The following is an 8,915-nucleotide window of genomic DNA, read 5'->3' as shown; positions in this document are numbered from 1 at the left end:
GGCTGGGTGCGGGGTATGGCACCGGCCGCCGTCGCCGACGCGGTCGCCCGGGTGATCGGCACTTCGGTGGCGTCGCAGGAGTCCGTCGTGGCCGCGTTCGCGCTGGCCGAGGCCATGGGCGACGACCCGCCGTCGGCGCTGCGGCTGGCCGCCGGACTGGGTGGCGACACCGACACCGTGGCCGCGATCTGCGGAGCGATGCTCGGGGCCGCGCACGGCGTCGACGCCTTCCGCCCCGACGTCGTCGAGACCGTGCTGAGCGTGAACCGCCTGGAGTTCGGTCCGCTCGTCGACGAGCTGCTCAAGCTGCGCCGTCGATGACCGGCCGGCTGGTGCACACCGGGCAGGTCGTCCTCGACCTGGTCATGGCGGTGCCGGCCCCGCCCCCGCCCGGCGGCGACGTCATGGCGACTTCGACGAACCTCTTGCCCGGCGGCGGGTTCAACGTGATGGCCGCGGCCGCGCGGTCCGGTGCGCGGGTGCTCTACGCGGGCACGCACGGCACCGGCGTGCTGGGCGACCTCGCGCGCGCCGCGCTGGCCGCCGAGGGCGTCGAACTGGCCCACGAACCGACGCCGGGGCTGGACACCGGCGTCGTCGTCGCGCTGGTCGACGCGAGCGGCGAGCGCACGTTCGCGACCGGCACCGGCGCCGAAGGACAGCTGGAGCCCGGATTGCTCGAGCGAGTCCTACTAAGTGATGACGACGTGGTGTACGTGACTGGCTACAGTTTGTTGCACGAGATCAATCGCAGGGCTCTCGTCGGGTGGCTGCCCAAGCTGCCCGGCTCGAGGATCCTGTTCGACCCCGGCCCGCTGGTGGCCGAAATCAACCCTGGAGACCTCCATGACGTTCTGTCCATTGTAGACATCGTGAGCTGCACCGCCCGCGAAGCCGACGTGCTCGGCGAGCTTCCCGACGTCGCCGTGGTCCGCGAAGGCGCGAAGGGCTGCCTCGTGCACAAGCACGGCCGGACCACCGAGGTCCCCGGCCTCGCCGTCGACGCGGTGGACACCAACGGCGCCGGCGACACGCACTGCGGCGTCCTGGCCGCGGAGCTGCTGCGCGGCAGTACCCTCCTCGACGCCGCCGTGCGCGCCAACGCGGCGGCCGCGCTTTCGGTGACCCGCCGCGGCCCGGCGACGGCACCGAGCCGGGCGGAGATCGACCACTGGGTGGAGGCCATGAAATGAGCGGTACCCGCAGGCTCGAGGTGGAGACCAACGGCCTCGACGTGATCGACGACGCCGAGCGGCGCGGCAGGCCGCGGCAGCTGTTCTGGCCGTGGTTCGGCGCGAACGTGTCGGTGCTGGGGCTGAGCTACGGCTCGTTCACCCTCGGCTTCGGCATCTCGTTCTGGCAGGCGCTGGTCGCCGGCGTGGTCGGCATCCTGTTCTCGTTCCTGCTGTGCGGGTTCATCGCGATCGCCGGCAAGCGCGGGTCGGCGCCGACGATGCTGCTCTCGCGAGCGGCGTTCGGCGTCCGCGGCAACCGGCTGCCGTCGGCGATTTCGTGGCTGCTGACGGTCGGCTGGGAAACCGTGCTGACGGCGTTGGCGACACTGGCGACGGCGACCGTGTTCGACCGCCTCGGCTGGGGCGGCGGCACGGTGACGAAGGTGGTCGCGCTGGTGGTCGTCGCCGCGCTGACCGTCGCCGCCGGCGTGCTGGGCTTCGACGCGATCATGAAGCTGCAGACGTGGATCACGGCGATCACCGGCGTGCTCACGGTCGTCTACGTGGTCCTCGTGGCGGGCGACGTGCACTGGGAAGCGGTCAGCGCGCTGCCGTCCGGCTCGGCGCAGCAGTGGATGGGCGCCCTGGTGTTCCTGATGACCGGCTTCGGCCTCGGCTGGGTCAACGCGGCGGCGGACTACTCGCGCTACCTCCCGCGCTCGTCGTCGAGCCGGGGCGTGGTCGGCTGGACGACGTTCGGCGCGTCGGTGGCGCCGCTGGTACTGCTGGTGTTCGGGCTGCTGCTGGCAGGATCGTCGCCGGACCTGAACAAGGCGATCGCCGCGGACCCGATCGGCGCGCTGACGACGTTGCTGCCGCTGTGGTTCCTGGTGCCGTTCGCGATCGTCGCGGTGCTCGGCCTGGTCGGCGGCGCGGTGCTGGACATCTACTCGTCGGGCCTCGCGCTGCTGTCGGCCGGTCTGCGCGTCCCCCGCCCGGTGGCGGCGCTCGTCGACGGCGTGCTGATGGTGCTGGGCACGGTCTACATCGTGTTCTTCGGCGGCGAGTTCCTCGGCCAGTTCCAGGGTTTCCTGGTCACGCTGGGCGTCCCGGTGGCGGCCTGGTGCGGCGTGATGCTCGCGGACGTCCTGCTGCGCCGACGCGACTACGCCGAGCCGGAACTGTTCGACCCGGCGGGCCGCTACGGCGACGTCCGCGTCGGCCCGATCGCACTGGTCCTGGCGGCGACCGCGCTCGGCTGGGGCCTGGTGACGAACACGTCCGCGGACTGGCTGAAGTGGCAGGGCTACCTGCTGGAGCCGTTCGGCCTCGGCGGCCGCGAAGGAGCCTGGGCCTTCGCGAACCTCGGCGTACTGCTCGCACTGGCCCTCGGCTTCCTGGTCACGTTGCTGACGCGGCATCGAGTCCGCGCGCAGGAGGCGGCGTGAAAGCGATCCTGGCGGTCATCGACCTGCAGAACGTCTTCGCCGATCCGGCCAGCGAGTGGTTCACCCCACGCTTCGCGTCGGTGGTGCCGCAGATCCGCCGCTTGGTGACGGCGTTCGGCGACGACGTCGTGTTCACCCGGTTCGTCGCACCTTCGCGACCGGAAGGGGCGTGGAAGCAGTACTACGAGCAGTGGCCCTTCGCCCTGCAGCCACCGGACGCCCCGCTGTACCAAGTGATCCCGGACTTCCACCCGAAGTCCACAGTGGACGCGACAACATTCGGCAAGTGGACCCCCCGCCTGGCCACCCGCGTCGGCGGCGCCCGCCTGGTACTGGCAGGCGTATCGACGGACTGCTGCGTCCTGTCGACAGCCCTGGCCGCAGCGGACGCGGGCGTCTCGGTGACCGTGGTGTCCGACGCCTGCGCGGGCGTGGACGACGAGAGCCACGCGAAGGCGCTGGACATCATGAGGCTGTACGGCCCGCTGGTGAAGGTGGCCACGACGGAGGAGGTGCTGGGCTAACGTTGACTCGGTGAGCCTCGAAGCCTCTGCGATCGCGTTGACGACTGCGGTGGTGAAGGCCGCCGCGAAGGTGTGGCTCGGCGACCGCGCGATCGCCGCCGACGCGACCGCGAAGGTGTTCGACCTGCTGGAGAAGCAGGTCACCGGCCTCAACGACCGCCGCAAGCTCCGGCTGCTGTTCACCAACTTGGAATCCCGGGTAGCGGACCGGCTGCTGCCGTTCATCGACGTAGAGTTCCGCGCGCTGCCGGAGCACGAGCGGGCCGCGGCGGTGGACGCGGTGCGCGATACGTTCGACCGCGCGGCCCTGACCGACGACGACCTGTTCGCGACCGACCTCGACGCGGCGTTCCTGTACCGCTACCTGCGCCGGACCGTCCCCGGCGTCACGACGCTCCTCCCCGCCGACGGAACCGAGCTCTACCAGCGAGTGCTCCGGGAATGCTGTGCGTACCTGGTGCAGGTGACGAGCACCTTGCCCCGATTCCAACCCGGCGCGCTGGTGGAGGTGCTCCGCCGCGAGACGGAAATCCTCGAAACGGTCCGGAACGTCCTGGCCGCGTTGCCCGAACGCCGGCACCCGGACGACTTCGCTGCTGACTTCCGCCGCCAGGTGGTCACGGCGCTCGACCGCATGGCCCTGTACGGCGCGGGCCTGACCGACGCGACCCGGCTGTACCCGCTGTCGGTCGCCTACCTGAGCCTGAGCGTCACTTCGGACGAGGACGCCGCGGCCGGCGACCGGATCGAGCACGTCCTGCCCCGGACGTCGCGGATCCTCCTGCGCGGCGAAGCGGGTTCCGGCAAGACGACGCTCCTGCAGTGGCTGGCCGTCCAGTGCGCGAGCCGCCGTCTGCGAGACGTCGACGGCTGGGACGACCTGGAACCGTTCTTGGTGCGGCTGCGGCGGTTCAGCCACGCCCCGCTGCCGGCCCCGGAGCGCTTCCTCGACGAAATCGGCAGGCACATCGCCGACGAGATGCCGGCCGGCTGGGTGCAGCAGCGCCTGCGCCGGGGTCGGGGCGTCCTGCTCGTCGACGGCCTCGACGAGGTCCCGGACGACCGGCGCCGCGAAGTGCGCGACTGGCTCCGCGAACTCGTCGTAGCGTTCCCGCGCGCCCGTTTCGTGGTGACCACCCGCCCGGCGGCGGTAGCCCCCGCCTGGCTCCGCAACGAAGGTTTCACCGAGGTGCGGCTCCAGCCGATGACGCGCCGCGACGTCCGGACGTTCGTGACCCGCTGGCACGCGGCCTTCCCGGGCGAAACCCTCGACGACGAGCGCGACGCCTTGCTCGCGGCCATCGGCGCCCGCAGCGCGTTGAGACGGCTCGCCGAGAACCCGTTGCTGTGCGCGCTCTTGTGCGCCCTGCACCACGAAGGCAACGGTCGCCTGCCGGACAACCGCATGGAGCTTTATGACATCGCACTGCGCATGCTGCTGGACAGCCGCGACGTCGAGCGGCGGATCGAAGCCACCGTCCGGTTTTCGCTGACCGAAAAACTGGTGCTGCTCCGGCACCTCGCGTACTGGCTGGTCCGCAACGGCCACACGGACGCCACCGCCGGCGACACCGAACGCCGGATCGCGGCGAAGCTCCGTTCGATGGGCCAGATCGATGTCACCCCGCGAACGGTGTTCCGCCACCTCCTCGACCGCGGCGGCGTACTGCGCGAACCAGTCCCGGGCCGCGTCGACTTCGTCCACCGCACGTTCCAGGAGTACCTGGCCGCACAAGCCGCGATCGAAGAGGACGACATCGGCGTCCTGACGGCGAACGCCCACCTGGACGAGTGGCGCGAGGTGGTGGTGCTGGCCACGGGCCACGCCCATCCCGCGCAGCGCGAGCTCCTGCTGGAGGGAATCCTCAACTGGGACGGGGACGAGAAGCAGCGGCTGAAGCTCGATCTGGTCGCGTTGGCGTGCTTGGAAACCTCACCGGAGTTGAGCGAGCGGCTGCGCAATGAGATCGAGGACCGGGCGAGCACGTTGATCCCGCCCACGAGCTTCGAGCAGGCGGAAGCGCTGGCTGCCACGGGCGAATTCGTGCTGGACCTCCTCGCCGACTGTGAGCCCGCGAACCCCGACTCCGCGGCGGCGACCGTCCGCGCGATCGCGTTGATCGGCGGCCAGGGGGCGTTGGAGCTGCTGACCCGCTACCACGACTCGCAGGAAACGGCCGTGGTCGAAGAACTGGTCGAGGCCTGGAGCCGGTTCGAACCGGGCGAATTCGCCGAACGCGTCTTGGCCGGCCTGCCGGTCAGTTACCTGTTCGTGGGCGATCCGGCCGAACTCACAGGCCTGGAGCATGTGCGGCACCTCGCGTACCTCGACTGCTGGTTCGAAGAGCCGCACGGTGACCTCGGCTTCGCCCGCAAGCTGCCCGGGCTCAAGGGGCTCGAGGTCGGCGATCCTGCCGGGTTCGACGTGCGAACGCTGGTGGGCACCTCGCTGGAACGCATCACCTTCACGGGCCACACACCCGGATCGACGGACATCGGGCCACTCGCCGAGATCCCCACCCTGCGCTCGATCCTCGTCGAAGTCCGGTCGCACGGGTGGGCGCGGCTGGGCGCGCTGCCCCACCTCGAGTACCTCAAGCTGACCGACGTCGAAGACGTTGCCCAACTGGCGGAGCTGGCCGCGGTGCCGCACTTGCCCGGCCTGTACCTGGACGGGGCTCCCGGGCTCGATGACCTGCACGCCCTGACCTTTTTCGACAGCCCGAAAGTGCTTGGTTTCCGGAACTGCCCTCGGCTCCGCAACGTCGACGCCCTCGCCGGGTGGGCCGGCAGCCTGACCCGGCTCAGCTTCGACAGTTGTCCTGAACTAGACCTCGCGGTGCTCCCTTCGCTCGCCGAACTCCGGGTGTTGCAGCTCGTGGACACCCCGTTTCCGGACTTCCGGCTACTGGCCGGCCTCGGCGAGTTGCGGCAGCTGAGCTTGCACGGTCCCGACGAGATCGACCTGACTCCCCTCGCCGGGCTGGACCTCGAGCTGCGCGTGACCGACGACGTCCGGCTGATCGGTGAGGAACTTCTGGGTTCGGGAAGCCGCGTCGAACGGCTCTGGCGGCCGCAAGCAGTAGATTCGGCCCCGTGATCGACCACATCAGCATCCCCACCGAGGCCGGAACCTTCGACGCCATCGCCGCCGGGCCCGAGGACGGGCGGCCCGTGTTGCTGCTGCACGGCTTCCCCGAAGCCGCGACCGAGTGGGAGCACCAGGTCGCCACGCTCGGGGTGCTCGGGTTCCGGGCCGTCGCGCCCGACCAGCGGGGTTACTCGCCCGGGGTGCGGCCGGAGCAGGCCTCCGACTACTCCATCGACCACCTCGTCGAAGACGTCGTCACGATCGCGAAGGCCCTGGGCTGGGAGCGGTTCGACCTCGTCGGGCACGACTGGGGTGGCGCCGTCGCGTGGTGGACCGCCGACGCGCACCCCGATCGGCTGCGCAGCCTCGCCGTCGTCTCCACTCCGCACCCCGCCGCGCTCGCCGAGGCCATGAAGACCGATGAGGACCAGCACCTGCGCACGCGGTACATGACCGAGTGGCGGCAGACGCGCGTCACCGAGCGCCGCATGCTGGAGAACGACGGCCGCGCGCTGCGGGACATGTTCGAGCGGCGGGTGTCGCCCTCGAAGGTCGACGACTACGTGCGGCGGCTGGCCGAACCGGGGGCGCTCACCGCGGCGCTCAACTGGTACCGGGCGGGGCGACCCGGCGGGAAGATCGGGAAGATCGCCGTGCCGACGCTGTACGTCTGGAGCACCGAGGACGTCTCCTTCGGCTCGACGGCCGCGCTCGACACCGCGAACTGGGTCACCGGGCCGTACCGCTTCGAGATGCTCGAGGACGTCACGCACTGGGTGCCGGAAGAGGCGCCGGAGGCCGTCACCTCGCTGCTCGTCGAACACCTCAACGCGCGGTAACCGCCCGTCACCCCGCCGGGCGGATCGCGGGTAACCCACCCACCTCGCGGTACGGCCGGTTCGGCGCATTCGTGTTCACTGGGGCTCGTGGATACCGCGACCGAACCCGAGACCGAGCAGGTCGTCTTCGTCACCGAAGACGGCGTGCCCACCGGCGAAACCGGCCCGAAGCTGGCCAGCCACCACGAGCACACCCGGTTGCACCTGGCCTTCTCGTGCTACGTCCTGCGCCGCGGCGACGACGCCCTGCTGATCACCCAGCGCGCCTTGGAGAAGCGGGTCTGGCCGGGGGTCTGGACCAACAGCGTCTGCGGTCACCCCGCGCCCGGCGAGTCGCTCGAAGCCGCCGTCGGCCGGCGGGCGGCCTACGAGCTCGGGCTGCCGTCGTTGTCCGGGCTGCGCTGCGTGCTGCCGAACTACCGCTACCGGACGCCGCCGTTCCAGGGGATCGTCGAGAATGAGTTCTGCCCGGTGTTCGTCGCGTGGGCCGACGACGAGCCGTCCCCGAACCCGGTCGAGGTCGGCGACTGGCGCTGGGTCGCCTGGACCGACTACACCGAGCTACTGAACGACGTCACGGCCAATGTGAGCTACTGGGCCAAAGATCAGTTCGCGCAGCTCAAGGGCATCGAGCCGTTCTCCGGACTCTGAGCTGTCAACTCCGCAGAGTCACCATCGCTGTCCCGTTTGAGCGAAATTCACCTTCGTCCGCACCGACGCCTCAAGAGTGGCCTCCGCCGCGACGACAACCAATGCGTGGTGGAGGTGGGCATGGTCGCCGAGGGTGAAGGCGCGCTGAGCCGGCCCGGTCGCCCCCGGCCGCCGGACCTGCTCCGCCTGCACGAAGCCATCGCCGGCCTCTTCGCGACCCAAGGCGATTGGCGGCGCGCGTACCAGCACCTGCGGTCCGCGCTGGACATCGCCCGCGACGGCAGCCTGCGCGACGCGCTGACGTCGAGCTACAACCGCCGCTACCTCGACGAGCGGCTCTACGGACCGTTCACCGACCGTCCCCCACTCGGGATCGCACTGGTCGATCTGGACCGCTTCAAGCGCGTGAACGACACGTACGGTCACCTCGTCGGCGACCGCGTCCTCCGCCGGGTCGCCGACCTGCTGCAGGAGGAACTGCCCCCAGAGGGTTTCTGCGCCCGCTACGGCGGCGAGGAGTTCGTGCTGTGGCTGCCGGGCGTCGACGCGGGCCAGGCGATCCGCATCGTCGACGCGGCCCGGGCGCGCGTGGCCCGTCATCCCTGGTCAGAACTCCAGCCGGGCCTGCACGTGACGATCAGCGCCGGGCTCGCGCACGAGGCCGGGACGCCGTCGTCCCCCGAACGCCAGCTGCGAAGCGCCGACAGCCTCCTTTATGCGGCGAAACGCGCGGGCCGCAACAAAGTGGCCTATCACGACGCGGAAAGCACGCAGTTAATAACCCACTCTGAGTAACGTAAACGCGGCATTACTCCGGATTGCCGATGCGGTGCTTCACCCGTTTGTCGACGCCGACCGGCCGTTCGTCGACTCAAGGTGAAGAAATTTCCGGGAGGGTGTCGTCACGAACGGGTGGTATCCGTACGATAACGAAAACCTCCGGGGGAACGATCACCTCCTGCGGGGGAGGACGTCCTAGTCGAGATCGTGCGGAAGGAGACCGAGTGCCGGACGAGCACGACAGCCCGGGAACCGGTCGCCGCACCGAGGGTCCGGCGCGGCCCCGGACGGGTAGACGCAGGTCGATGGAGGACCAGGGCGGCATCAGCGTCTCGGACGTCGTCGCGAGGACCACCGGCGTGCGGCCGGCCCCGCCCCGCGAGCCCGGCCGCCGGGCCGCCGACCCG

General features: G+C 70.5%; 8 protein-coding genes. All 8 read left to right on the top strand.

Annotation, left to right across the window (positions count from 1 at the left end):
- On the top strand, positions 1-321 hold a 321-nt coding region (locus tag G3I65_RS37625), incomplete at its 5' end, for an ADP-ribosylglycohydrolase family protein (RefSeq protein WP_203612627.1).
- Positions 318-1,193 carry a PfkB family carbohydrate kinase gene (locus G3I65_RS37620; RefSeq protein WP_160700311.1) on the top strand — a complete coding sequence of 292 codons (876 nt, stop codon included), beginning with the start codon at positions 318-320 and terminating at the stop codon, positions 1,191-1,193. The genes G3I65_RS37625 and G3I65_RS37620, both read left to right, overlap by 4 nt.
- Positions 1,190-2,623 carry a cytosine permease gene (locus G3I65_RS37615; protein ID WP_160700310.1) on the top strand — a complete coding sequence of 478 codons (1,434 nt, stop codon included), beginning with the start codon at positions 1,190-1,192 and terminating at the stop codon, positions 2,621-2,623. The genes G3I65_RS37620 and G3I65_RS37615 overlap by 4 nt, the downstream gene beginning before the upstream one ends.
- Complete coding sequence (locus G3I65_RS37610; protein WP_160700309.1) at positions 2,620-3,147, top strand: cysteine hydrolase family protein; 528 nt, start codon at positions 2,620-2,622, stop codon at positions 3,145-3,147. The genes G3I65_RS37615 and G3I65_RS37610 overlap by 4 nt, the downstream gene beginning before the upstream one ends.
- Before the next feature lie 10 nt (positions 3,148-3,157).
- A complete protein-coding gene (locus tag G3I65_RS37605; RefSeq protein ID WP_160700308.1) occupies positions 3,158-6,247 on the top strand; it encodes an NACHT domain-containing NTPase in 3,090 nt (1,029 codons plus the stop codon).
- Positions 6,244-7,077, top strand: coding sequence for an alpha/beta fold hydrolase (locus G3I65_RS37600; RefSeq protein ID WP_160700307.1), 834 nt, complete (start codon positions 6,244-6,246; stop codon positions 7,075-7,077). The genes G3I65_RS37605 and G3I65_RS37600 overlap by 4 nt, the downstream gene beginning before the upstream one ends.
- A gap of 87 nt (positions 7,078-7,164) precedes the next feature.
- On the top strand, positions 7,165-7,728 hold the full coding sequence (idi, locus tag G3I65_RS37595; RefSeq protein ID WP_160700306.1) for an isopentenyl-diphosphate Delta-isomerase: 564 nt from the start codon (positions 7,165-7,167) through the stop codon (positions 7,726-7,728).
- 120 nt (positions 7,729-7,848) lie between these two features.
- Positions 7,849-8,523 (top strand): GGDEF domain-containing protein, encoded by a 675-nt coding sequence (locus tag G3I65_RS37590; protein ID WP_160700305.1) that lies wholly within the window; start codon positions 7,849-7,851, stop codon positions 8,521-8,523.
- Positions 8,524-8,915: the final 392 nt, after the last annotated feature.

It is taken from the genome of Amycolatopsis sp. SID8362, from assembly GCF_010550475.1.
Classification (GTDB): domain Bacteria; phylum Actinomycetota; class Actinomycetes; order Mycobacteriales; family Pseudonocardiaceae; genus Amycolatopsis; species Amycolatopsis eburnea.
The sequence above is the reverse complement of the archived record's forward strand: the minus strand, read 5'-3'. Positions and strand labels throughout refer to the sequence as shown.

Excerpts from the sequence above, each read along its gene's own strand:
- G3I65_RS37620 (WP_160700311.1), top strand. The coding sequence starts at position 318 with ATGACCGGCCGGCTGGTGCACACCGGGCAGGTCGTCCTCGACCTGGTC.
- G3I65_RS37615 (WP_160700310.1), top strand. The coding sequence starts at position 1,190 with ATGAGCGGTACCCGCAGGCTCGAGGTGGAGACCAACGGCCTCGACGTG.
- G3I65_RS37590 (WP_160700305.1), top strand. The coding sequence starts at position 7,849 with ATGGTCGCCGAGGGTGAAGGCGCGCTGAGCCGGCCCGGTCGCCCCCGG.